At 52.1% G+C, this 24,384-nt stretch carries 24 protein-coding genes, 1 pseudogene and 1 other annotated feature; of the genes and pseudogenes, 11 read left to right on the forward strand and 14 right to left on the reverse strand.

Translation table 11 applies throughout. The annotated features are described in order from the left end of the window. The first annotated feature begins 29 nt into the window (after positions 1–29). The 3 genes from EDD53_RS08750 (at position 30) to EDD53_RS08760 (ending at position 4,033) form a co-directional block, all read left to right on the forward strand. Positions 30–1,169 (forward strand): calcium-binding protein, encoded by a 1,140-nt coding sequence (locus EDD53_RS08750; protein ID WP_123792836.1) that lies wholly within the window; start codon positions 30–32, stop codon positions 1,167–1,169. Between the two features lie 375 nt (positions 1,170–1,544). Further along, positions 1,545–1,600: a sequence feature (sul1 is cis-regulatory element that is thought to sense ions involved in sulfur or methionine metabolism; They are found in Alphaproteobacteria), on the forward strand. 72 nt (positions 1,601–1,672) lie between these two features. Further along, positions 1,673–3,169: a SulP family inorganic anion transporter gene (locus tag EDD53_RS08755; RefSeq protein WP_123792837.1), complete on the forward strand. Its 1,497-nt coding sequence runs from the start codon at positions 1,673–1,675 to the stop codon at positions 3,167–3,169. A 12-nt stretch (positions 3,170–3,181) separates the two neighbouring features. Then, entirely contained in the window at positions 3,182–4,033 is an 852-nt protein-coding gene (locus EDD53_RS08760; RefSeq protein WP_123792838.1) for a universal stress protein, read from the forward strand. Positions 4,034–4,347: 314 nt separating this feature from the next. Here the strand turns inward: EDD53_RS08760 and EDD53_RS08765 are convergent, their stop codons facing one another. Further along, positions 4,348–4,899 carry a 2OG-Fe(II) oxygenase gene (locus EDD53_RS08765; protein WP_123792839.1) on the reverse strand — a complete coding sequence of 184 codons (552 nt, stop codon included), beginning with the start codon at positions 4,897–4,899 and terminating at the stop codon, positions 4,348–4,350. Positions 4,900–4,975: 76 nt separating this feature from the next. Next, on the reverse strand, positions 4,976–5,392 hold the full coding sequence (locus EDD53_RS08770; RefSeq protein WP_123792840.1) for an FAD synthase family protein: 417 nt from the start codon (positions 5,390–5,392) through the stop codon (positions 4,976–4,978). Between the two features lie 242 nt (positions 5,393–5,634). On the opposite strand from EDD53_RS08770, the gene EDD53_RS08775 reads away from it, so the two are divergent. Next, positions 5,635–6,285 (forward strand): CDP-alcohol phosphatidyltransferase family protein, encoded by a 651-nt coding sequence (locus EDD53_RS08775; RefSeq protein ID WP_123792841.1) that lies wholly within the window; start codon positions 5,635–5,637, stop codon positions 6,283–6,285. A gap of 299 nt (positions 6,286–6,584) precedes the next feature. Here EDD53_RS08775 and EDD53_RS08780 read toward each other — a convergent pair whose 3' ends face one another. The 5 genes and pseudogenes from EDD53_RS08780 to EDD53_RS08800 form a co-directional block, all read right to left on the reverse strand. Beyond that, complete coding sequence (locus EDD53_RS08780) at positions 6,585–7,577, reverse strand: YeiH family protein (RefSeq protein WP_123792842.1); 993 nt, start codon at positions 7,575–7,577, stop codon at positions 6,585–6,587. A 9-nt stretch (positions 7,578–7,586) separates the two neighbouring features. After that, positions 7,587–8,351: a hypothetical protein gene (locus tag EDD53_RS08785; protein ID WP_246002325.1), complete on the reverse strand. Its 765-nt coding sequence runs from the start codon at positions 8,349–8,351 to the stop codon at positions 7,587–7,589. 110 nt (positions 8,352–8,461) lie between these two features. Next, a complete protein-coding gene (locus tag EDD53_RS08790; protein WP_123792843.1) occupies positions 8,462–8,956 on the reverse strand; it encodes a flavin reductase family protein in 495 nt (164 codons plus the stop codon). A gap of 19 nt (positions 8,957–8,975) precedes the next feature. Further along, positions 8,976–9,866, reverse strand: coding sequence for an aldo/keto reductase (locus EDD53_RS08795; RefSeq protein ID WP_123792844.1), 891 nt, complete (start codon positions 9,864–9,866; stop codon positions 8,976–8,978). Next, a pseudogene (locus EDD53_RS08800) lies at positions 9,866–10,090 on the reverse strand (LLM class flavin-dependent oxidoreductase); the annotation flags it as partial. The gene EDD53_RS08795 and the pseudogene EDD53_RS08800, both read right to left, overlap by 1 nt. 19 nt (positions 10,091–10,109) lie before the next feature. Here EDD53_RS08800 and EDD53_RS14840 point away from each other — a divergent pair. Together EDD53_RS14840 and EDD53_RS08805 are read left to right on the forward strand one after the other, a co-directional pair. After that, positions 10,110–10,265, forward strand: a complete 156-nt coding sequence (locus tag EDD53_RS14840; RefSeq protein WP_170162724.1) for a hypothetical protein — start codon at positions 10,110–10,112, stop codon at positions 10,263–10,265. Between the two features lie 91 nt (positions 10,266–10,356). Then, positions 10,357–10,641: a Gfo/Idh/MocA family oxidoreductase gene (locus EDD53_RS08805; protein ID WP_123792845.1), complete on the forward strand. Its 285-nt coding sequence runs from the start codon at positions 10,357–10,359 to the stop codon at positions 10,639–10,641. Between the two features lie 69 nt (positions 10,642–10,710). Here the strand turns inward: EDD53_RS08805 and EDD53_RS08810 are convergent, their stop codons facing one another. Next, positions 10,711–10,992, reverse strand: a complete 282-nt coding sequence (locus EDD53_RS08810; RefSeq protein WP_123792846.1) for a 4a-hydroxytetrahydrobiopterin dehydratase — start codon at positions 10,990–10,992, stop codon at positions 10,711–10,713. A 9-nt stretch (positions 10,993–11,001) separates the two neighbouring features. After that, positions 11,002–11,793: a phenylalanine 4-monooxygenase gene (phhA, locus tag EDD53_RS08815; RefSeq protein WP_123792847.1), complete on the reverse strand. Its 792-nt coding sequence runs from the start codon at positions 11,791–11,793 to the stop codon at positions 11,002–11,004. 121 nt (positions 11,794–11,914) lie between these two features. Between phhA and EDD53_RS08820 the strand changes: the two genes are divergently transcribed. Then, the gene (locus EDD53_RS08820; RefSeq protein WP_123792848.1) at positions 11,915–12,376 is read left to right on the forward strand and encodes an Lrp/AsnC family transcriptional regulator; all 462 of its coding nucleotides are present in this window, start codon (positions 11,915–11,917) and stop codon (positions 12,374–12,376) included. A gap of 353 nt (positions 12,377–12,729) precedes the next feature. Here EDD53_RS08820 and EDD53_RS08825 read toward each other — a convergent pair whose 3' ends face one another. The 5 genes from EDD53_RS08825 to EDD53_RS08845 all read right to left on the reverse strand — a co-directional run bounded on the left by EDD53_RS08825 (position 12,730) and on the right by EDD53_RS08845 (position 19,421). Further along, on the reverse strand, positions 12,730–14,202 hold the full coding sequence (locus EDD53_RS08825; RefSeq protein WP_123792849.1) for a TniQ family protein: 1,473 nt from the start codon (positions 14,200–14,202) through the stop codon (positions 12,730–12,732). Further along, positions 14,199–15,176, reverse strand: coding sequence for a TniB family NTP-binding protein (locus EDD53_RS08830; RefSeq protein ID WP_123792850.1), 978 nt, complete (start codon positions 15,174–15,176; stop codon positions 14,199–14,201). Before EDD53_RS08830 ends, EDD53_RS08825 begins: the two co-directional genes overlap by 4 nt. Before the next feature lie 2 nt (positions 15,177–15,178). Further along, the gene (locus EDD53_RS08835) at positions 15,179–17,374 is read right to left on the reverse strand and encodes a DDE-type integrase/transposase/recombinase (protein ID WP_123792851.1); all 2,196 of its coding nucleotides are present in this window, start codon (positions 17,372–17,374) and stop codon (positions 15,179–15,181) included. After that, positions 17,374–18,057 carry a hypothetical protein gene (locus tag EDD53_RS08840; RefSeq protein ID WP_123792852.1) on the reverse strand — a complete coding sequence of 228 codons (684 nt, stop codon included), beginning with the start codon at positions 18,055–18,057 and terminating at the stop codon, positions 17,374–17,376. The genes EDD53_RS08835 and EDD53_RS08840 overlap by 1 nt, the downstream gene beginning before the upstream one ends. Before the next feature lie 677 nt (positions 18,058–18,734). Beyond that, complete coding sequence (locus EDD53_RS08845; protein ID WP_123792853.1) at positions 18,735–19,421, reverse strand: transposase; 687 nt, start codon at positions 19,419–19,421, stop codon at positions 18,735–18,737. Between the two features lie 193 nt (positions 19,422–19,614). Between EDD53_RS08845 and EDD53_RS08850 the strand changes: the two genes are divergently transcribed. From EDD53_RS08850 to EDD53_RS08865, 4 genes are all read left to right on the forward strand, one after another. Further along, positions 19,615–20,850 carry a DUF4238 domain-containing protein gene (locus tag EDD53_RS08850; RefSeq protein ID WP_123792854.1) on the forward strand — a complete coding sequence of 412 codons (1,236 nt, stop codon included), beginning with the start codon at positions 19,615–19,617 and terminating at the stop codon, positions 20,848–20,850. Positions 20,851–21,556: 706 nt separating this feature from the next. Next, complete coding sequence (locus tag EDD53_RS08855; RefSeq protein ID WP_123792855.1) at positions 21,557–22,429, forward strand: metallophosphoesterase family protein; 873 nt, start codon at positions 21,557–21,559, stop codon at positions 22,427–22,429. Then, on the forward strand, positions 22,416–23,033 hold the full coding sequence (locus tag EDD53_RS08860) for a DUF6634 family protein (RefSeq protein WP_123792856.1): 618 nt from the start codon (positions 22,416–22,418) through the stop codon (positions 23,031–23,033). Before EDD53_RS08855 ends, EDD53_RS08860 begins: the two co-directional genes overlap by 14 nt. A gap of 352 nt (positions 23,034–23,385) precedes the next feature. Then, complete coding sequence (locus tag EDD53_RS08865; protein ID WP_123792857.1) at positions 23,386–24,177, forward strand: GIY-YIG nuclease family protein; 792 nt, start codon at positions 23,386–23,388, stop codon at positions 24,175–24,177. Positions 24,178–24,384 lie beyond the last annotated feature (207 nt).

Here is a 24,384-nt window from a genome sequence, read left to right on the forward strand (position 1 = left end):
ATAATCCCTGTGTTTTTTGTGAGGTCGTAATGTTTGGTTTGATTTTCTTGAGTTTGTTCGGTGCCATTGGCATTGCGACCGTGGCCGATGTTTTTGATAAGAACTCTGACGAGAATACAACCTCAACGGATGAAAGCGATGCCGAAGCGCTGGACGCATCGGACGGCACTCCTGACCTTCTGGACACTTATGACGAGGGTGACACTGAAGGTGACGTTGCAGATTTGACGGATGAGATCATTCAAGAACCTGACAATGTTCCCAATGACGACGACATTGAAGCGGATGATCGTATTACAGAAACCTCCGTAAATGGGCATTCCGACTTTCGGCTGGAGCTTGATACACAAGCTACAGAGCCTGCGCCGATCATTACAGATTTCGAAACCGCAGAAGATTCCCTCAGTTTCGTGCGTATCTATGCGCATGATGAAGATGTACTGGACCTGTCTTTTGAAGAGCGTGACGACGGCCTAGGTGCGAATCTTATGAATGGGGAAACAGTCTTGGCTGAGATCTACGGTGCTCAGTTAGAAGATTTCGAAAATTCGAGAATCTTGGTGCAAGTACTTGGGAATGGTACAGTTCATGATGGCGACGAGGCGAGCCGCATTCAAGCTGATTATGATGATGCACAGGCAACAATCTACGGAAATGGTGGAGACGATGAACTCAGAGCGTACCATGGCGACACTCTTTATGGCGGCGAAGGCAACGACTTGTTGACTGGGGCTGGGGCGTTTTTTGCTGAAAACACGGATGATATGAATGTGCTTGATGGCGGAGAAGGGAATGACATCATATTGTCCAGCAACGCCAATATCCTCACCGGCGGCGAAGGCGCGGATACATTTGGTCTCTCGGCGAGCCAATACAGTTACTCAGAGCAAGGCGGATCAAGTCATGACCTAGCGGCGTCCATCATAACCGATTTCAACATTGACGAAGATATTATCTACATCGAAAACGGCTTTATTACGCAGGCGCAAGGCTCCAATTGGCATGGCGAAGAAGTGCTATCGGTCGTGCCTTGGGAAGACGGCACAGGGGCAGATCTCTACGCTGGTGATGACCTGATCGCAGAAATAACTGGCGGACAGGACTTGACCATTGCGGATATTAAAATCGCGGAGCATGGCTTGGAGACTGAGCTTTTAGGATACCACTAAACGCGCCTGCTAAGCACGCCCTACTGTGCATGTTTCGCATTGGGTTCAGCGAGGCAGTTGAGTGCTGATCCCAGCCTGCGTTCAGCTCTAAAATAGTGTCGAAATTACGCGCGCGGCGTGGCAGGCCAATATATACCACCTAAACAATCGGTCACGGAAAGCCTTGGGATTCTTGTCGCCTGCACGTAAGCTAGAACAACTGTCGCAATGGCAACCGATTAAATTGCGGCATCGCCGCATCAGTGCAAACCTCTAAGCTCGGCAATGGGCCGTTTGTGACCCTCGACAGGAAGTTCGATCAAGTGGCGTGATACCCCTGCATCTGGAAACGATTGATTTTTCCGCGAAGATAGGGTTTATGTGATCCCAATAGCGTAAGGACCCGGTGAGAGCCCGGGTGGCTCTTCCGGCCGCTGATCCGCCGGACAACCCTGATAACTCCCAATATATACCGTAGACCGTCTCGTGAAAGACGGGCCTGCGCAGGGTAATGGACTGACTATATGATCTCAATTTCTGACTACCGACAGCAATGGTTCGGTAACATTCGTGGCGATGTGCTTGCGGGTATCGTCGTCGCGTTGGCGCTGATCCCCGAAGCCATCGCATTCTCTATCATCGCAGGCGTGGGCCCCAAGGTGGGTCTGTACGCCTCCTTTTCCATTGCCGTGCTCATCGCCTTTACAGGCGGGCGGCCTGGAATGATTTCGGCGGCGACTGCCGCCACAGCTGTTCTGATGATTACGCTCGTGAAGGATCACGGGCTTGAATATCTCTTGGCCGCGACCGTTCTTGCGGGTCTCTTGCAGATCGGGGCGGGGCTTTTGAAGCTCGGGCGCTTCATGCGCTATGTTTCAAAATCGGTGATGACCGGCTTCGTGAATGCGCTGGCGATCCTGATATTCATGGCCCAACTGCCCGAGTTGAACCTGAGCAACCCCGGTGTGACTTGGCTGACCTATATCCTTGTGGCTGCGGGACTTGCGATCATCTATCTCTTCCCTCGGATTACCACGACCATTCCCTCGCCTCTGGTTACCATCATCGTGCTGACCGTTGTGGTTCTGGCGATGGGCTGGGACGTCAGAACGGTGGGCGATATGGGCGCACTGCCGGATACGCTGCCCTTCTTCCTGATTCCGGATGTGCCGCTGACCATCGAGACGCTGCTGATCATCTTTCCGTATTCCGCCGCCGTTGCGGTGGTCGGCCTGCTGGAAAGCCTGATGACCCAGAACATCGTCGATGATCTGACTGACACGAAATCCAGCCGCGATCAGGAATGTATCGGACAGGGCATCGCCAATACCTGTACGGGGTTTATTGGCGGCATGGCAGGGTGTGCGATGATCGGTCAGTCAATCATCAACGTGAAGTCTGGAGGGCGCGGCCGATTATCGGCGTTCACCGCCGGTGTTGTGCTCCTGATCCTTGTGGTAGGACTTGGCGATCTGGTCGCCCGAATTCCAATGCCCGCACTTGTCGCGATAATGATTATGGTGTCGATCGGCACCTTTTCGTGGTCCTCGATCAAGGCGCTCAGAGTGCATCCGCGTTCATCCTCAATCGTGATGATCGCAACTGTCGTCACCGTGGTCTACACACACAACCTCGCCATTGGCGTTCTGGTGGGGGTGCTGCTGTCTGGCATCTTCTTTGCAGGCAAGATTGCGCAACTTTTCCGTATCACCTCGACCCTATCAGCTGATGGACGCGAGCGGACTTACGTGCTCGAAGGCCAGCTTTTCTATGGGTCAGCCGAGGATTTCGCAGATGCTTTCGATTTCCGCGAGGCGCTTGATCGGGTCACCATCGACGTGAGCGAGGCCCATATTTGGGATATCAGCTCCGTCCAAGCGCTGGACATGGCCATTTTGAAATTCCGCCGAGAAGGTTCGGAGGTCGAGGTTGTCGGAATGAACGCCGCAACAGAAACGCTCGTCGATAAGCTTGCTCTACATGACAAGCCCGACGCGATGGATAAGTTGATGGGACATTGAGGGAGGATCGTTATGGATAAGATACTGACACTACTGGACGGATCGGACTATTCCGAAAGCGTCTGCCACCATACTGCTTGGATCGCGCAAAAGCTCAACGCCAGCGTGATAGCCATGCATGTGTTGGGCCGTCGCGAAGGGGCTGCCTCAACCGACCTTTCGGGGGCGCTAAGCCTAGGAGCGAGGACTGCACTTCTAGAAGAGCTTTCTGCCATGGACGCGCAACGCGCTAAACTTGCCCAAGCGAAGGGTCATGCCATTCTGGAAGATGCGAAAGCGATCCTTGAACAAGACAGAATCCCAAAGGTGGATGTGCGTTTGCGAAAGGGTGATCTTTTGGAGGCGGTTCGCGAACTTGAAAGCGATATTCGCGCAATAACCATCGGTAAGCGGGGTGAAGGGGCGGATTTCGCCTCTGGTCATTTGGGATCGAACTTGGAGCGGATCGTGCGCAGCGCGAAGGTGCCAGTCTTTGTGGCCTCACGCGAGTTCCGCCCGATTTCTAAGGTTCTTGTGGCCTATGACGGCAGCGCAACGGCCAAGACCGCTATCGAACGTATGTCGATCAGCCCTGCTTTTGCTGATCTCGATGTCTGTGTGCTTTGTGTGGCGCAAGATATTACCCATGCCCAAAAAGTTGCTGATGAAGCCGTTACTAAGCTTCAGACAGCTAACATCACGGCATTACCGCGTATCGCAACTGGAGAACCCGAAGAGGTTCTCAATAAGTTGGTTTCTGAGGAGGATTTCGATCTTCTGGTGATGGGGGCTTATGGGCATAGCCGGATCAGAAACCTCATCATCGGATCCACGACCACTGCAATGATCCAGTCCGTGAAAATTCCAGTTCTGCTGTATAGGTAAGAGTGAGACGCGGTCTTTTGCAGGCCGCGTTGCAAACGCCAGACTTACAGAACCGCAACGCGTCACCGCCCTTCCTAAGCAGCTTTTTCCGCGCAGCAGCGCTTCTACATCTGGCCAATGGCCGGCATGGGACCGTTTACGTTGCTCTAACCCAAACATTTGCTGTGCCAAACTTAGAGGTCGGCAGTGCGGACTTTGCGGGCGTTCAGGCGCCCTATTTCAATACCCATTCTCAGCCGACGGACATTCAATTGTCTCCACCCGTTGGGTTGTGATCGCCCCACTTTTTCTTTTTGCGACCTCTTTGCTGGTCTTTAGCGAAAAGAAGGGCCGTGCGACCATACCGTTAGTGAATGCCGTATCCCATGCGTAATGGGCGTGACTTGGTGCAAGGAAAAGCTTGGAAAGATACTGACGCAACCTTGTTCGCGATTGGCGGTTAGAATATTTGCACTTGGCATCACCTGCAAATCACCGCCCTCATAGGATTTCGAATTGCTCAACTGCAAAACCAGTGTCAGTTTGCGCTGTCGTGCGAGCCGCCCATCGCCAATGTCTGAGTGCCATGCGAAATGACCACCAGAGGCAGCATCATATGTCGCGACTTGTGGGCTTTCCGCAAAATCTCGCAGGTCAAAGTCGAACCGTTCTCGGTTCGATATGCGCACAAAGTCAATCAAACGCTCCATAACCCAACCCATGCCGTCGACTTGGTCGATCCATACCAACTCTGCGCGGCGCTGATTATGATCACGGGTCTGACCTACAAGAAGCGCTTCGTCTTTCGGTGCAAGCGCCGTACTGGCAATGATCCGTTCGCACTCGACAACACTGAAGGCGTTGGGCATCGCGTGAAGCGGCGTCACCGCACCGCCCCTTTCCAGACATTGAGGCAGTGGAAGTGTTGGGGGGCGCATCGGGTTTTGGCGACTGCACCCTGTGTCACGCGGCCGATTGCGTCATGACCATCTGCTTAATCCGCGTTGACGAAGTGCGAGGATTATACGTCACCTGAGCAATCTGTTTGCCTAAATCGTGAAGGTAGTCGTTCACATCAAGATTGTGAGGTTTGCTGCCCCAATCTTCGCCAACAACAAAGATATCGACGCCCACGGCTTTACAGCCCGAAACGTATTCCAGTTCATAATAGGGGCGAACAATGTCGACACAGCTTAGCGCCTCTAGCATTTCGACCCGTTGGTCCAATGGCACGACAGGGACGTTGGGTTTATACATATTCACAACCTCGTCGGACGCAACGCCAACGGCGAGGACATCCCCCAAGCTCTTGCAATGGTTCAACAATGCAAGGTGACCGACATGAAGAAGGTCAAACGTGCCGACGGTGTAAACGATCATGGTTCATTTTATCCTGTTGCATACCCATAAACGGTGTTAGCGCACAGGAACTGAAATCCTCGAACGCACGACATTTATCAGTAGTTTCATACAATTAATCCGTGAACGCTCCAGATCATAACAGACTGGGGCGGGTAGGTGTTTTGAAAGCTACATGTTTCAAATGCACGCAGAACGGAAAGTGAGAGAGTGCCGGTCGAACATCGACGCAGCATCAGATCACCTAACGCAAAGGACTTGCCATGACAACCGAGAACGTAACCGACACGCCGACAAGGCCAATCCTGTCCTATATCAAAGACCTGCCGAATTTGTGTTCTCTCGCGGGGCTCGCATGCACTCTTTTGGCGATCTATTTCCTGATCACCGGCGTCTATGGCGCGGCTATGATCGGCATGATCTGGGCCGTTGGGTTTGATTGGGCCGATGGTTTGATTGCGCGCAAAATGAAGGGACGCACTGGAGACGACAGGCAATTTGGTGGGCAGCTTGATTTGCTCATCGATATTGTCAGCTACGGTGTGACCCCAGCGCTTTTGGTTCTGAGCTATGGTAATTTCCATCCCGCATTCTTGCCGGTCGCATTTATCATGCTGGTTTTCGGCGCCATCCGTCTGAGTTATTTCAGTACATTTGGCTTGTCAGGTGATGCGAAATACACTGGGTTAGCCATTGATAACAATAGCATCCTTTTAGTGTTTCTATTCATGTTTGCCGATTATTTCAGCCAACCGACCTTTGCTATCGTGCTTGCCGTCGCAGGCCTATGCCTTGCGGCCTTGAACGTCTCGCAAATCAAAACCCCAAAACTATCGGGAAATCCTGTGAACGTTGTCTTGCTCGCGACGTACACGCTTGCAGTTACGGCAATCTATGGTTGGAAGCTGCTATAGGTTTTTGGGCAGACAGGCGGGTAAAGCTGTGCAAAGCAGGCACGCAGACAATTAGGTAAACTGGGCTCGAGGCTGCCGTGAAATCGGGGCAGCATATTCGCAAGTTGAATTCTACTTTCCCAGAAAGCACGGTCCTAACCGACCTTTGAGACGGGCTCAGTTGTTATCTTTCTTTTCCAAGCTCATCCTTTGGGTGGCAATGTTTCACCGCTGTCGCGTGACATGAGATAAGTCCAGATCCTTTTCTTGGCGCTTTGGCATGTTTCTTTGATGCGATGCGCGGCGGTAATTGGACGGCGTCATCCCAACATCAAAGCGCCAATCAAAACAAACCCCGCCAAAAATAAACTTTGCGCCACCAACAGACCAATCGCCGGCCCACCAACCTGCAAAATACGCGGGATCGACGTTTTCATTCCGACAGCCGCAATCGCCGTGAGCAGCGCCCAACGCGACACGACGGCGGCCAAGTCGCGCAAAACCTCGGGTAAAAGGTGAAATGAATTCAACGTCGCGATGATCAAAAAGGCCAACACAAATCCAGGCACCAATGGCGGTCGCGCTTCGCCAGGCTCAGCGTATTTGCGCAAGAATACAGACGAGATCAAAACAACAGGCGCAAGCATCGTCACACGGATCAGCTTGACCACTGTGGCCAAGTCGCCTGTCTCATCCGAAATCGAATAGCCCGCGCCGACCACTTGGGCAACGTCATGAATCGTGCCGCCCAGAAACACCCCTGATTGGCGCAGATCAAGCCCGATGCGATCCGATAAAATCGGGTAAAAGATCATGGCAACGGTCGACAAAACGGTGACGATGACAACAGTAAACACCAGATCACGCTCGCGGGTTTTCCCTTTGGGTAAAATCGAAGCAATCGCCATCGCAGCAGAGGCCCCGCAAATCGCAACAGAACCAGCTGTTAAAAATGAAAACAAAGTGTCGCGCCCAAACAAACGCCCGATGAGCGTGCCTAACAGGATCGTTAAGATCACCCCAGCGACAATCAAACCTACCAAAACTGGACCTAGGTCTTGCAGCATCTCCACACTAATCCGCGCACCCAAAAGGGCGACACCAAAGCGCAATAGATCCTTTGCAGCGAATGAAACGCCAGGTTCTGTGCGCGTTTCTTCCGATAAAAACTGCAACGAAATGCCCAACAAGATCGCCATCAGCATTGCAGGCGCGCCGTAATGTTCCGACAAAAATTGCGCCGTGACAGCCACAAGACCAGCGATAATTAAGCCGGGGAAAAGGCGTTCAGCGGTACGTTTCAAAGGCTTCATATTTTGTTCCTAGTCTAATGGCAGCCCGCTGGGGACTTCTGTCGGCACACCAAATGGAGGCCGTGTTACAGAGGTGCCCGTCAACGCATTCAGAAAATGCACCAAAGCGGTAATATCGTCCTGTGTCAAAGCGATAGGGGTTGTATCGCGAACGCGCGCGTGTCGCTGGCGTTCAAAACGATCATCTTGTGCTGCGAAATCGACGGCAGCCAACCATTCAGCTTGGGGCAATTGCGCCATATCGCGCGTCCAGATTGGTGCGGCGTCAATATGATGTCGTACGATACCCTCAAGCGTCGGATATGCAGCATCGATACGGTCGTGCACGGCGCCTGCGATTTCATTTTCACGCGGATTGCCCGCCATCTCGAATTGCGCGACCAGCGGAAAGATAGCTTGCACAGCGAGCAGTGAGTTGAACCCTTGCGGCAACCATTCTTCTGCGGGACTGTCAAAACCATTTTCATAGCGCTCACTCGCCATCAATCGACCGTCGTGAAATAACGTGTGAATTTCGCGTGCCCCAAGATTCCAAAGTGCAGGTGCATTGCGTGGAATACGCTTGCGAATTCTGTCACTCCCCTCACCTGTCGTACGGCTTGGCCCTAAGCTCAGACCACCTTCACCGATCCCAAAGGCTGCTTGATCTTTGTCAAATGCGATAAGATCATCAAGGCGCAATCGGGTGGGGGCCATAAGTCCAACCGCGACGGCACCAATACCCCGTGCGACTCGTAAAACGTGATGGTTCACAAAACCAAGTGGTGCAAGCACCAGTAGTCGTTCTCCTACAGACTATTTCCTCCCTTGATGACCCGTTTTAGGTCTTATTCTTTTACAGTCCTCGCAAAGCTCGCTTTTTTCTTGTTTTCGTTGGGCTTTATTTACGCGGCTTGAAACACACCAAATTGACCAGCAAAAAAGCCTAGAGGGGTGCCTTGATTAATCTCGGCGCGAGTCACCTGCCCCACCACGATCACATGATCGCCTCCTGGGTGGGTCGCAACATGACGACATTCAAGACGCGTCAAACAGTTGTTAATCAAGGGCACGCCCTGCGCATTGATCGTCATATCCAAGTTATCAAAGGCATGCATATTGCGGGCAAAGCCTTCGCAGATTTCAGCCTGATCCGCCGCAAGAATATGGATCGCAAAATCAGGGGCAGCTTCGAAATATTTGAACCGCCGCGTGCCTTTAGCGGGCGACCACAAGACCAAAGCAGGGTCCAAAGACAAAGACGAAAAGCTATTTGCTGTGATGCCAACAGGCCCGTCTGAAGATGCCGTTGTTATCACAGTCACGCCCGTTGCAAAGCGCCCGAAAGCATCGCGCAACAGACGGGTATTATCGGCATTGGGTTCAAAACACTCTGGCATTCATAGCTTCCTTTGCCTTTTATGCGACTTCGCGACCTAAAGCCGCTGTATAAAGTCTGTACCACGTCTGGCGGTCCATTTTGACTTTGAAGGCTTCTGAGATTTTTGCAATACGTGCCAAATTATTCGTGCCCATTACGGGCAAAATTTTGGCAGGATGTGCCAATACCCAAGCCACGGCCACCGCCGAACGATCCACTCCATATTCATGCGCAACGATGTCCAATATGCCTCCGATTTCGTCGTTTTGGGTCATCAAAGCACCGCCTCCCAAGGGTGACCACGCCATGATGGGCTGAGCATTCTTTTGATGGAAAGCGATATCGCCGTTTACCAAACCTTCATGTGCCGCCAGCGACACTTCAAGCTGGTTGGTCACCAACTTGTTTGTCATACCAGATTGCAGCAAGTCCCAATCCCAAGGTTTGAAATTCGACACTCCGATATTGCCAACCTTGCCCGAGGCGACCAAGGCATCTAGCGCTGCACCTGTTTCGTGATGATCCATGAACGGATCAGGGCGATGGATCAGCAATAGATCGATATGGTCGATGGCCATGTTGCTTAAAGAGGCATCGACCGAGGCATTAAGATGCGCCGCTGATGTGTCATAATATTTGACAGGCGCGTCGCTGTAGTTGCCGCATGGTGCCACAATATCGCATTTGGTGATGATTTGCATTTGGTCACGCAAAGAAGATGCCCCGCGTAGGGCGGTCCCCAAAACAGCTTCCGCCGTGTATTCCCCGTAGATATCCGCCTGATCAAAGGATGTGATCCCTTGTTCAAGACAGGCGTTGATCTTGGCTGTGACATGCGCAGCGCTTGTATCCGTGTCGTCGGCAACACGCCACATTCCGTAAACAATGCGGCTTAGGTCTAGGGTGTCGGAAAAACGAATGCGTTCCATTAACGGCGGACTCCTGCGGCCAAGGGGGTGTTTGGGGTGCTGTTCGGCACGCGACCATAGGCCTGCGGCATTGAACAGGTTTTTAGATGCGGTAAAACAAGACGACCGAAATATTTGGCCTCATCGATGTGAGGATTACCTGAAAATATAAAGGCGCGCATTCCCATTTTTTGATAGGCTTCGATTTTTGACAAAACCTGATCAGCGGATCCGACCAAAGCTGATGTTATATCCGTTGAGGCCATGCAGAAGCCTGCCGACCTGCCACGGTTTGGCACATCGACAGACGCCACCCGAATCCGCCGCCTGCGGTATCTTAACGACACCATAATTGGGATCGAAGAAATCTGGTTGGACGCTCACGCGGGCCAAGTGCCAGACGGAGCACTGTCAGATTAGCTATATCAGTTCTACCAAGAGCAGCTTGGATTTTGGATCACTCGGGCAGAAGACCGTGTGGGCATCGGTGCCGTGCCAGACTGGGCGCCGCATGATTTCTCCAAACTGTCAGGAACACCTGCGCAACATCGCCTTACTGCCTGACACGCAAGTCACAGCAATTTTTGAACCTGACCCTGAGATGGCAAAGGTTGCGGCCGAATTTGCGCCCAAAGCACAGCTGTGCGACGGTATAGATGCGCTTTTGGCGTTCGAAGATTTGAACTGCCTTGTCATTGTTAGCCCGATTTTTTGTCACATGGATCAGCTGGAACAGATTGCCAAAACACGCGCCCTGACAGGTCAAGCTGTGACATTTGAGGCAGTCACTTCATAAAATACGCCAAAACAAACCGCCTGTTCAAATCAACGCATGTGCTTTTGCCAAAGCACATATGGGTAGGGTTTATGCCGTCGCGGCATCCAACTTGGCAGCGCAGATAAAATCATCTGGCGACAAGCGGCCTAATTCATGCGAGGTAAAGGTCACGGTGCAATAGCCCCAGCCAAAGGCTACATCGGCGTGATGGCCTTGTTGGTCACTTATGAAAGCGGCCAGATTTGCGGTATAGACCGCTTTTGCATAGGCTTTGAACGTGAAGGTCCGCGTTAATTTTTGCGCTTGTGCATCAAGTATCCAATCTGGGTTAAGGTCATTTTTCAACGCTGCAATATCTGTGTCGGTCATCTGTGTTCCTCATGTCTGCTTGGCAGGATAGGTCGGGGCGTGCAGCCCAAGGTCTCGAGCTTTGCGAATATCACCCAGCAGATCACGGTTTTGGATTTCTGTCAGCTGCGCAACATCTTCCAACACAAAGTAAATCGGTTGGTTGATATCAATCCTGTAGGGCGTACGCAGAATGTCCATCACATCAAAAGGCTTTCGCTCGACACTTGGGGCGTGAATCGCATGTTCCAGTTCCTCAGGTGAGGACGCCAAACCAGACCCAAGCGCCTTGATCGCGCCGTCTTCGCGGATCAAACCAAATTCGACCGTAAACCAGTAAAGCCGTATCAGCCACGCATAGTCGGATTTATCACAGTTGAGACCCGTTTCACCAATCACTTGCGAGAAACGGGCAAAGCGAGCGTCCGCCAAAAGCGGAGTGTGCCCATAGATTTCATGAAAGATGTCGGGTTCTTCGATATAGTCAAAATCTTCGCGGCTACGGATAAACGACGCTGCGGGAAAGGTTTGTTCCGACAGCATTCGAAAGAACTGTTTGAATCCGATCAGCGCGGGAACTGGGGCGACTTTCCACCCCGTGAGCCCCTGCAATTTTTGCGACACCTCAACGCATTGAGGTACACGGTCTTTGGGCAGATCAAGCTGCTTTTGGCCCTCTAGAAAAACCGCTGCTGCCAGTCGTTCTACGCTGGGTTGTTGTCGCGCCACTAAGTCGCGCCACACTGCATCTTCTTGTGGGTCGTAGTCGATAAAGCCGTTTTCGTCTGGCTCTTTCGCCCTGTATTTCGTGTTTTTTGGCATCCAGCACCCTCCCTCTTCTTAAAGTAAGGTTAGACTACGCCAAGGATATTTTTGTTCCCTTTTCGATGAGTATGAGCTTAAATCAGGCAAATTTTACCTCAAAACTGAGCAATTGAGAAATATGATTGATGAGTTCGAAAAGCGCATCCTAAAGATGCTTCAGCAAAATGGCCGCGCAAGCACGCAAGAGCTGTCAAACGCAGTGGGATTGTCATCATCACCATGTTGGCGGCGGGTGAAACGACTGGAAGACGATGGGTTCATCACGCGCTATGCAGCCATTTTGGACGGCAAAAAATTGGGATTACACGCCTTTGCACATGTCCAAATCTCACTGATTGATCATAGTGAGGCATCGCTAAACACCTTTCACAACTTCGTAGAAAACAGCGAACAAGTGCTGGAATGTGCCTCGATCACAGGTGATTTTGATTTCATGTTGAAAATCGCGGCCGCCAATCCTGAGGCGCTTGAACATTTCATCATGCAAAAGATCTTGCGGCTGGGCGTGGTGCGAACGATGACAACCAACTTTATCCTAAGACAAATCAAAGTCGCAGGCGCACTGCCGATTGAAATTTAGCCCGCGCAGGCCTGCAATTTCGCGCTGCGCTGGCACAAACGTTCAACTGGCTGGGTCATTGAAATTTTTTTGGTAAATATCGCCACAGATCAGTGATACAGAAATGGAAAAGCGGCCCGCATTCAGGACCGCCTTTAACTCATGTCATGGAAATTGTCTCGCGACGTGTAAATCCGGCCAAAGTTGTCTCGAAGCCGCAAGATTTAACGTGCAATTACAATGGCTTATTTTGAGTGAAATTACAATGGGGCCAAGGATCCCACGATAATCGGGGCAAGATCACGCGAAACCCTCTAAAAGACGCAAAAAAAGCCCGCCGAAGCGGGCTGTCGATTTGGCGATTTATGATGGTTTTAAGCTGACTTCTTGAGCTTCGAAAGCGAACTGACGTCTACGTAAGCAGCACCAATGCCGACCTTGTCAGGATGACGGTATCCAGGGATCCTGCCAGCCTGGATATCGACGAAGACATCTTCGAACAGCCCGGCACCACGCTGACAAGCATAGGTGACAGGGTGGAAATCGCCTTCAATGTCATCCGTAAGAAGCGGCAATTCCTGCAAACCCTGCAAAAAATCATCAAGATTCCGCCGCGAAAAGACGACGTTTCGAACTGAACCACGGCCCGTCCGCGGAACCAGCGGCTTCACAATTTCCATCCGATACAGCGCCTCGAATTGACCTTTGGTTGCACCGAGATAATCAGGAACGTCCTGCAACCGAACTGCAGACTTGAATGCCTCGATCATTGGCACGGTTTTCTTTGCCTCAAAGACCGCGTTGCCGCAGTCAACTTCCGTCGCATCCTCCGGCACTTGACCAAGTTTTTTCAAAACCCGTGATAACCGCACCCGCGGTATATCGACCTCAGCGGATAAGCTTTGCAGGGTATGATATTTTCGCTCTGTGATCTCAACACCAAGAACCTTAGTGCCTGGCTCGACAGCAGAATTCTTAACAATGTGGTCCCGCAAAAGGTCGCGGATCGGCCCAGGGTCAATCGTGTTGCTGCGGCGATGCAGCCAATCATAGAGCTTGCCATAATGGGCCAGTGGCCCAGCTTGCACGGCTAGGGCTGGCGATGTCGTCCGGATCGTATCCAGTGCCTCAATGACCGCCTCTTGCCCCTCTCTGTATATGGAGAAACCGATATCGGTGGCCTCTTCAGTCTGCTCCGGGGATAGCTTCATGACAGCAACACGGTGGCCATGCTCCAATATTGCGCCCAGCATTTCAGATGCAGCAAGAACCTGTTCTAGGGTCTGGTCATCAAGCCAGGGATTACCGGTGGGAGATTGACCATGGAGGCGTGTCCTTAGCCACGACAGATAGTCTGGCGTCTCTCTGGAAGTAGTCTGAGTTTCTTCGAGAATTTTAGTGCCGATGGCCAGACGTAAGTTAGTCTCGTTCTTGCAAGGGGTATCAATGAGCCACGACGAATGATGATCACATCGGACCACATGACGGAAACCCCAAATGAGACGGAACCTACGATGGTTCATGTGACCGTCTTCAGCGAGACAAGACGGACAATAGCGAGCAGCACGCGGGCTCAAGAAGGTTTTGGAGATGTCTTCGCCGCGAAACGACGCTGCTCGCTGAGATACGCGGATGGCCCCTTTCTCAGCATCTTCCGACGGCAATCCGACCGCTGCTGCGAAAGCCGAGACTGCCTCTTTGCGGCCAGATGTAAAATGCTCGACGTTTATACCGATGTCCCTGATGAGCCGCTCCATCCCGCGACCGGTATGCAACATAGACAGCCGGTCCGCATGTCCGAGCAAAGTTTCTTCTGGGTCATAGGTAAGGCTTGGCCACAAGGTCATGACTGCCCCCAGCCAATTGCAACCAATTCAGCCTTCACAACACTCCAATCCGCCCTGTTGAAAGGTGTCATGTCCAAGCCTGAGTTCGATTTACGGTAGACCCGCTCGGCAGCTTCGAGGGTGACCGTTTCTTGCTTCCTCACAATTACAGAGCGCAAGATGTCCTTGCCCAAAGCTACACTTTTGCCGATCTGCCCATGTTCTGCGAAAAGAATACGATGAGGCAACGCATCCCCTTCGGCGATATTAATCCCCAAAATCTGGGCGCACTTCATGAAGTTTTTGTCAAAGGTATTTGCGCCACGGGAACCTGGACGGATCCTGCCTAAAGAAAACTCGTTAAAGCGGCGCATCGTCTCACCAGTGACCTCGCTTTGGATCGCTGACTTCAAGTTCGGAACGCCAGCAATGATTAGGGCGACGCGATCCTGAGACTGCATGATGTGTTTCAAGGCCTGAATGGCAGCAGGGATGTCCCGTCCGGCACCAGGACGAAAAATGTGATGGCACTCGTCGATGATCAAGGTTTTGATCCCAACGAGGCCAAAACGATGCCTCGCTATTTCCCAGGCGTCTGCGGCCCGCAATTTTTTATCGACCTTTTCATAGCCCGTTGCTGCCAGAATGATCTCCGCAAGCTTCTTGATCGTCGCCTCTGGAGGGACCGTGATGAAAAGAGTGTTGCCGCCCTGATTAATCTTGAATTGCGTCAGAACAGGATCGACGCGGAGAGCCCTTTTCAACAATGCCGTCTTTCCGTTTCCAGATTGGCCAAGGACCATCAAGCCTTTGGTTTCACCAGTCAGCGGATCAAAGCGCGGCTCAGTTGTCCTCTGACCATCGTCATCCATTTGAAAGATGTCGATCAGATGGTCTTCAAGATCGCGTTCCGTTCCGAATTTCCAATACCTTTCGTCGAGCCAAGTAAGCTTTTCGGTTAGAGAGCCGGGGGTAGTATTAGTCATCTCGTTCATTCTTACTCCATTGAATCGTCGTCAAAATCTGTTCCGCCATCGCACACCGGCTCATGTGCGGCCTCGGCCACGTAATTAAGGTTTTCAGGATGATTGCGCGTGCCGTCATCAGCGTCGTCAAGCAGCCCACGATAAGGCCCTGCTTTGTGACGGCGCTCTGCCGTGTCCGCATGACGTACGAAGCGTTCGACGTCTTTGCGAAGTTCTGCGGGTGTTTTCGGAAGAGAAATTAGCCCCTTCAACTGCTTCAGTCGAAATGACTCCCGGTTGGCATTATTGATAAGATCACGGCGCGCGCGGAATTCGTCGGGGTCTTCATCTTGCTGTTGCTGAAGCCATTCGCGCAGATCGATATCGTTCTTGCCGATCCACCGCTCGTCTTTTGCAGGCACCGTGTACCACGGCCCGTCATCGCAACGAGCGCTGATTGTGCCGATATCCCCATCCCACCTTAGAAATTCAAAATACTCCGCATTTGAATCGACGAACTGCTGCATGAGGGAATCTGATTGATAGTCGATTTGACACACGCGAAGTCCCATCTGACTTAGCTTGCGCCGCCCCGGCACACCGAAGACTTCACGCATTTCGTCACTGCTGAGTGAGCGCGGCGTGCATTCCTTGATCGCCTCTTCCCATGCCTGATTTGGCGACATGCCAAGAGCGGTATGCTTTTTTGTGTGATAGGCATCGACGGTCCAACGCACCAACCACACCAGAAACGCCTCCAAAGTAAGGGTCGCTCGGCCTGCAGCGTCATTTTCTTCGCGCTCGAGGACATTGCTAAACGCACGCCCTGAAAAACGCTGCAAAAGATCGCTGTGGATCGTCCGGAATACGCGTTCGATAAATGGTTTCAGCCAAGGCTTGCCAGCCGGCGCACCAAGGTTGGTAATGCCGAGGCTTGCGAGAACGTCGTAAGCATCATCCGTGACGTACCCTGCCCCACGATCAAGCACGATGGTTTCAGGCGCCCCCGCCATCGGCCAGCCGAACTTTGCACCTGCTGCGTCTGCGATGGAATTTTTATCGGTATAGATCATTTCCACAGTTTGTTTCAGGGGGCTTTCGATGCCCTCGGGCACAATCTGAAGCGCTAGGAAGCAGCGCGTGTGGACGTCGATCGCTGCAGACAACGTGACACGCCGCGCGAAACCATCCAGCCCCAAAATGTCTTTGATAGATTGCGGCATGTGATCAAACAAACCTGTGCTTTGCATGAGCACGAACAGATCAACCGTGTATTCATCAATCTCGACACGCTGCAAAGCACGGGAGGTTTCAATCCCCATCCCAAGGGTGTGGAGATCCTTATAGGCCTTGTCCCAACCGTGTTTTCGAATTTTGTGATCAAGCGGGGCATTCTCTTTGATCAGGCGTAGGATGTAATCATAGCCAGCCTTCTTCAGCTTGGCTGCGGGAACCGGAAGACGTTCCCGCCGTTCATTTTCGGCATCAAGAGCCATTTGAACGCTTTCAACCAGTGACTTAATCGTTACACGTTCTTGGTCCCATAGGGTGCCAAGAATACCCTCAATGAAATTGTCGGTCGCGTCATCGTACCGTTGGTATTTCCCACAGTTCCGATACTTGTCGAAGAGACCGTCATCGCCATCAGTGCGCCACTGCCAGTACCACTTCCACATAGTCTGACCGCATTTGAACCCTTGATGAAATTCAACAGACTTCTTGATTTCCTTCTTTGATTTTGTGGTTCGCGCACCCCCCCGCTTGTTCTCCCGAATTGCAAGTGCTGCCAAATATTCATCGTACCGGTTTTTGCCCCTAGCGACGATTCTGACGATATTGTCACAGAAATCATCACGGATCGGTTGAAGCTCGCCAGCATCAAGCATGTCTTGGATCGCCAGCACATATTGCTTTTTGAAACGCTGTCGTGCCACCTCAGTTGGCAAACGCTCAATTCGACGGATTGCTTCTCGATCAAAGTGTTTTGCCAGGGGGCGCCGAAGAACCTTTAGGTTGCCGTAATTGTTCTCAGTGACGATGGCGCCATAGGACATGACACCAGCCGTGCTCTCATGGCACTCGCCGGTTTCAGGGTTAGTCCATTCTTCCCAAAAAATCAGGTAACCTTCGGGTCGCAACTCAAGGACGCGTCCATTGCGAGTGCCGATTGCAAACTCGCAATCCTTCTCAAGGAGAACCCTGGTCTTTTTCTTGAACGGAGCGGCCATTATTCAGCCACTCCGCGTTCAATTAAGGTCTTTCCCCGGATTTTTTCAGGTGTGAAAAGGCGCGCATGCCCTGAACGAATGGCGCGCGCGACACTGAAGAACCCTCGCCCTGAAAGGCCGATGCTCTCAAGAAATTCATTGACTGAAACCGTAGTTTCAAGCTGAGCCAGTCCGTCAACAACAATGGCATCGATCTCAGGCTCCGGCTTTCTCGCCGCGTGATAAAGTTCAGCGTTATGCAGTTCAATCGGGCTGATATTACGCTCAGTCACCGTTGCAACAGCATCGCAAATATTGCCAATCGCAGCATTCTTCACAGCGCCGATCATTGCCTGATAGGCATAAGTCGTGGCAATCCGTTCCGGCTTAACGGAGATGCAGATCCTTTGCCCACCCTTCGTCGTGAACCTAAAATCGAAGAAATGTTGGCTTGTTGCGCCCTTTGGGTGATTGAAGGGCAGCGATGCCAACTGCTCTTCGATATCAGCAAAATCTTCACGATAGATCAGGCAAATTGCCGCCTTGAATTCCGTATAACTGGCAAACCCGAGGCGCTGTGGCTTCCCCTTGATATTGTCATAGACAAACTCACCGACAAAATGGCCCTTTGAAGATTTTGGGATCGGACGGACAGCGCGGCTCTTCGCTGGCGGCGGCATCAGGTGTTTTCTTGCAGTGCTCATCGGCCCTTACCTTCAGCTTCGTGGAAGCCGTCGATCGAAACTCCATCGCAGCGTTTTGACATGGCCGCGAAGCGCTGGCAGCCAAAACGACAAACAGCACACTTGGCTTCTGAGCCAGGCACGCCGGTTGCACCCCGGTTCCCAACTGCGGACAACAGGATCGCCGCTTGATATTTTGTCTCGCCTCCCATCGGGCACGTCTCCACTGGTCCGCGCCAGCTAGATTCTGGGCGGTGAAAAATATCTATGAAGTGATCAAAAGCGCCTGGTTGCTGAGGCCTTCGCGGACCTCTGTCGTTTAGCAATCAACTTCTGGGCACGGGGGCCCTCACTCCGGCACGCCGCATAGACGGTGCGCTATTATTTACGCCTCCTTTTATCGGAGATCTGGTCTTGGGCCTGTACCGGCCATTCATTTCAAGACAGAGCCAAAGTGCATTTTCACAGCACTGAGTCGAGTCATTTTTCATATTTAATTCATGAGCTTAGCGAAAATTCCAACTACCATTAAAATCTCAGACACATTGGTGCTCTCGGCTTTCAAAGCTTGGTTTGTTTTCGCATTCGCATCGGACATGAACATCACTTGACCGATACTTAAGCTGACATTTCAAATCTGGGAATAGAAAGACAGAAATTAGATGTGGATAGACTGTCTACTTTGTTCAAATGCCTGACTATCGGATGCCCCTTGCCTGCAGTGCTTCAAACAGCCAGTGGAAATGATCATGTCCGCCCAACTCAATATCTGGTGGTACGTTGATTTCCTTTGCGCAGATGCAGCGGCCAATGAGACCACCATCTTCAAGCAGAAGTTCTTCCGTCAACAATTTGAGAAGACGCCGCGCGGTCATATACGCCAGTCCATGTTGATCTTTGAACTCGTGTCCAGTGATGCTTTCGAAGCTACTCATCCTTGCTTTTTGCTTGATGATGTCCTCGGCAGCCAAGAAATATGTGAGCAAATTTCTATTGGCGCCATGCGCAAAAGTTCCTGCCGTTGCGGAAAAATGGTAGGCACATTTTCGGCAGCGGTAGGTTTTTCGCGAACTTTTCGGTGCGATGTCCCTCGCTTTGCACCGGGGACAGTATAGCCCAAACTGCCACCGCACAGTTTCAAAATGACCGACACAAGAATCACTATCTTGAAACTTAGCCATCACCCCACCTTCGGGAAGGCGAAGAGCCAGCGTCATCCAATGGATGCGTTCAATATCATGTGCGGACAAACCAGATTGCATGATCACTCCAATACGAGAGTTTTTCACTCTCCAAAAGAGTAGCAACGCCATGCCGTAAAGCAGCCTTTCATGCAACTTGCGGCGAAAGTCCGCTTCGAGCCCATTTTGGACGATGCTGCGCATTCGATGAACGGCAGCAATGGAAACAGAACGCCCGCTAAACCTACTAGGCGCATATAGACGCCAGAGTAGCCTTGGCGCGAAACTCGGTATTGTCTAACATTTTGAAAAGTCGGTACGGTACAAAAATAAAGGTCGCTTCTCAGTGAGAAAAGGTTCAACTACTCCCCCTTGGAAACTAGATCCTAATATATTCATGCCAACAAAGATTCCACATTGCCTGAGCGTTGTGAGAAAGCACGGACCACTACTCTCGGATCAGGTTGTCTTTCCGCTTGCGCACATTTGGGATGAAGTTGTTCACAGGATAACTCTGGAACTGATGGGGTTAGCGACCTCTGCTGAATTCGAGCCCCACATCAATATGCGCGGTGAAATGACGTTGGAACTTGCACGCCTCCAAATTTGGCTAGGAGAAGGCGTTGTGGAACGGCGCATTAACAACAGGCCTCTAAACACCATTAATCCTGATGTAGAGCGAGAAGCCTGTCTCGGTCCGAACGGAGTTGAAATCATTTCAGGGACAGCTCGCATGGCCTATGATCATATATGGAAAAAGATCACGGACGAACGCTGGAAACCGAAGTCGGCAAAAGCTCTTGAACGAGAAAAGACCCCTAGAAAAACAAAGCTTGCCGTTAAACCAGTCGGGAAAAATCATTTTATCCCCAAATCGTTTTTGAAAACGAACTGGGCTACCAACGACAAAATTCTGCGATGGAGGCCCACAGACAAGGGTTGGACATCGTTCTCACGCAACTTTGGACAATGGGGATATCGCAAAGGCCTCTATAGCGATGAACTTGAGGCATACTTCAGCTTGCTAGAAGGGGATGCCACGCAGCCAATCCAAATGCTTCTTGATATGCGTCCTCTAAACGATCCGCAAAGAAGCTCATTCGTTGGCTTTCTGATTATCCAGATGCTGCGAAACCCGGACTTCATTGAAGGAAGCCAAAAAGCCCTCGCTCCCGTAATCGCTGAAAGCGGTCACGGAGACGATCCGACAATGGCACGCCGCGCATACGAAACGCTGTTTCAAAACAATGAGCTTTACGACCGATTTGCTCGGCCAATCATGTGGAGTCGCTGGGCAATCGTGAAGTCGGAGAAGCCCGTCTTCGTTCTACCGGACCGATTCAGTGTTAACAGGGATCTTGGAGATGGTTTGCGGGTGATCGTTCCGCTTACGCCTAGGGCTTGCTTTGTAACACTGTTAGATCGGGAGGAAGAAAAGGATATCATTCCGCACCATCTTCCCGCTGATCAGTCGCTGGCCAGACGCATTTCCGCAACCTTAATCGAGGGGGCTGGCTCAGAGTTCGTGTCGCATCTTGATTTTGTACCGGATCAAACGAAAGCGGTTGAACTTGAAGATCTGTTGAATGACATCGCTGACGCGATCACGGTTAGAGTGCGCGAGCGCGGCTAGGCTTGGTGAGCGCGTATCCATCCGGTAGCGCAATATGGCGGCGCTGGTTTTGACTGTGCATCTCGAGCCAGAAGCGATTATTGCCTTGGTCTATTTGAATGACGGCAAAGTCCGCGTTACAGTCATCAATGTACTGCGCAGCGAATGTCCTGTTCGTGAGTGCGCACAATCTCTATAAGTCTGTGCGCACAACCAAATGAGACTGGGGGGCTCAATCCTATGGAAGAATATAAATGGCAATCTACAGCTGTGGTTCCTCAGAGAAAGTACGAACGGGGTAGCCTTCGGGATGTCGTATAGGCCGCCTCGGACGCCGCTTTTCCCAGACCGACCGATGAGTATTTTGAGGGTAATTTTCGCAGTTGGCGGGTGCCGGCCGTATTCCACTATTTGTGACGGCCATTTCTGCAAAATTTCTGTCAAATACTTCCGGGCATTCTTTTAGGTTTTCCCCAACGCGAGTTCGCGATGCAACACGAATGGGAGGCGCGGCCCATGCGAAAAAACCATTTTTGAAAGGGCTCGACTTCCATTTCGACCAATGTAGAAGTGCGCCCCCACAGGAACTGGCATTTTCGAAAAATTCCGCAGTTTTACTTTTCGCAAATCAATCGTTCAGAGCTGCGCGTTTTTTGCTGGAGATGGCGCCGTTTCGACCGTTACCCCTAAAGGCACCTGTCTGGAAAATCACCAGACAAACACCGCCATGAAGGAGCTTAATGCCGTGCCCGATCAAACCATCCCATTCAACTCTGGCCGGATCGCGGTGTTGGGCGATCTACATCTCGACCACTGGCAACGGATTGGTCGAAACCCGTTGAAGGACTTCCAACTTGAGGCGCTCTTGCGTACCGATTTTGATGCGCTGATCGTCGCTGGCGATTTAATCAACGGACCTTGGTCGAACTGGCCCCAGGCTATCGAATTCCTTGCCCAATACATCCCGCCTGAGCGGATTTACGCGCTCCCCGGCAACCATGATTATTATCGCGGCAGCTTGATGGACGACCCTGATCTCGCCAAAGTAACGCAAAGCTGCAGTGCCAATTTTGTGCAAGAGACTGTGCTCTACCACGGTAAAACTCGCATCCTGTGCTGCACCCTTTGGACTGATTTTGCCCTGCTCGGCACCCCGAAGGACTCCATGCGGTTTGCCGCAAAGGCAATGAATGATTATCGCTGGATAGCCCTGAACAACAATGGTCATGAAGCGATTGTACCGAAAGACGTACTCGATATGCATATCAAACAACGCGCTTGGCTGGAAAGGCACCTCGCATCGCCACACCCCGCTGGACCAGATGGCAAAACCATCGTGGTCACCCACCACGGGCCCCATCCGATGACGGCAGGCAACATCGACAAGCTGACGCCCGCGTTTCATTCTGATCTTTCCGACATCCTCACCAAACACCCTATTGACGCCTGGTTCTTCGGCCACAGCCATCGTCATTTCAGAGAGACCGTTGCGGGCTGCGATATTCGCAATGTCTCGATTGGCTATCCCGAAGATCGCCAAAACCAGCTTGGCCATTTGGAAACCGCAAGCATCTGGGAGAGCAACCATGGACCCCAATGATGACGACATCGCGTTGCTGCAACGCCTCGCCGAAGTCGCCGACACCGACAGTCATTCATGGCGTAACTTCGGCGAAGTGGCGAAGGATGATATCAGCGAAGCGCTGATGGCAGAGCTTGTTGGGTTGGCGCCCTTCATGAAGCTTCAACCGGACAGTGATGGCCGTTTCTGCATGTCTGCGGCGGAATGGATGAAGGTCTATCATGCAGCGAAGACCGCAATTTTTGAACGCATGCGGCATCGATCCTTCGAGCTCGCGCTGTCCGGACCTGGCGATTTATCAAACGCGCCGACCCTAAAATTGTGGCTCCCGGTTCGCAGCTCGGTGGGACACGGCGTTGCTCTAGTAGGGCTGGTAAGTGGGCATCCCTTTGTCGGCGATGGCTGGATCCGTACATCGCCATTATGTGGGCTGGATGGAAACGGAGATTGGGCCCGCAGTACATCGCGCTGGTATGGGCTGATGGAACCATCAACCCCTGAGGTATTACGCAAGGCGACAGGTCTCAAACCAGACGCCATTGCTCGCGCCGCCTTGTCCCTACCAGAAGCGCTCGCAAGGCTGGCTGAAGCACAGAACGAAGAGGGTTTTTTGGCAACCTAACTCGAAGCTTTTCTTCACCACGCCTTGCGACTTAATTTTTAAGCAGGGGACATATGGCTCAACCTGGAGAAACCAAGTTTGGCCGAGCGGCCAAAACTATCGGACAGCTCACGGCCCTAAGCTGCCATTGGCCAACCGGTCAAGATGCTGCAGTCGCAGCCCGCAAAGTGGGCCTTGGTCGAGATCGCAGCATTCGGGAATGCTCTAATGACTGCATCGCGGGACCTTTCTGCCGTTCGCAGCATCAGCGACGCATAGGGCGCAGAGCGGACGCCGCCCGAAGCCTGTTTACTTGATCTGCAGCCATGATTGATCAATGCTGTATCTGACCCTCTAAAGAAAGGATTATCGCGTGCCATTCAACGCCATGGTGTCCGCAAAGCTTGCAGCTTACGTCTATGCCCTCGCCGACCCTCGCGAAAAAGGAGCGCTCAAGGACCGGATCTTCTACATCGGGAAAGGGAACGGGAATCGCTGTTTTAGCCACGCCCAGATTGAGACGGATGGCGCGCCCCTCAATGAAGGCGAGCATAAACTCGCTAAGATTCGGGAAATTCGTAGCGCGGGAAATGACGTCGAAGTCCTCATCGTCAGCCATGGGTTGACGGACACGCAAGCTTTCTCCCTCGAAACAGCATTGATCCCACTGTTAGGCGACACCAACAAGGTCGCCGGCCACGGTGACCGAGAGTTCTGGTTGATTGAAAATCATGTCAAGGAACTCTACGACAGGCCTATCGAACGGGGCGATATAGACCTGCTCCGGGGAAATGTGCTTTTTGTGAGCTTGAACAAGCAGGACGCCACTAAGCTCTTAAAAGGCGTTGACGACGAGGTCGCCCATGCCACGCTGGGAAACTGGAACCTCAACGTTCGGGACTCCCGTCGTGTGGATTGCGTTATTGGCGTTAAGAACAGCCTGATCCTATCGATCTTTGAGACCGAGAAGACCTCGGACAACATCACGCGGTTCGATCGGCTTTCGGCCCCGATAAAAGGAGCGCATGGTCGTTCTCGGTTTTTCGGGACAAGACGTGGTGACCTCGAGGAACGGCTGAGGGGCCGGACAGTTCGCCAAGACGGGCAAGTGCTCTCGAAGATTAGACCTGGCGCAGGCTGCCAGTTTTTTCCCGCGATGGCTTAACCACGCGCGCTGGCTCCGATGGCCGAGAAGGCCTTCCATGCTGCAGCATGCCTGAATGTCACTTTGGGCTCTCAACTGCCGTCGGGTGCGCTTGCACGCGAATTCAACATCAAACCGTAGGGCGAGTGGCCGCCATGCGGGACGAATTGTAGAATTACATTGACTATTTAGTACAACAAAGAAAAATGGCACCGGCATGAAGCGGAT

Source organism: Pacificibacter maritimus (assembly GCF_003814915.1).
GTDB classification, from domain to species: Bacteria; Pseudomonadota; Alphaproteobacteria; order Rhodobacterales; family Rhodobacteraceae; genus Celeribacter; species Celeribacter maritimus.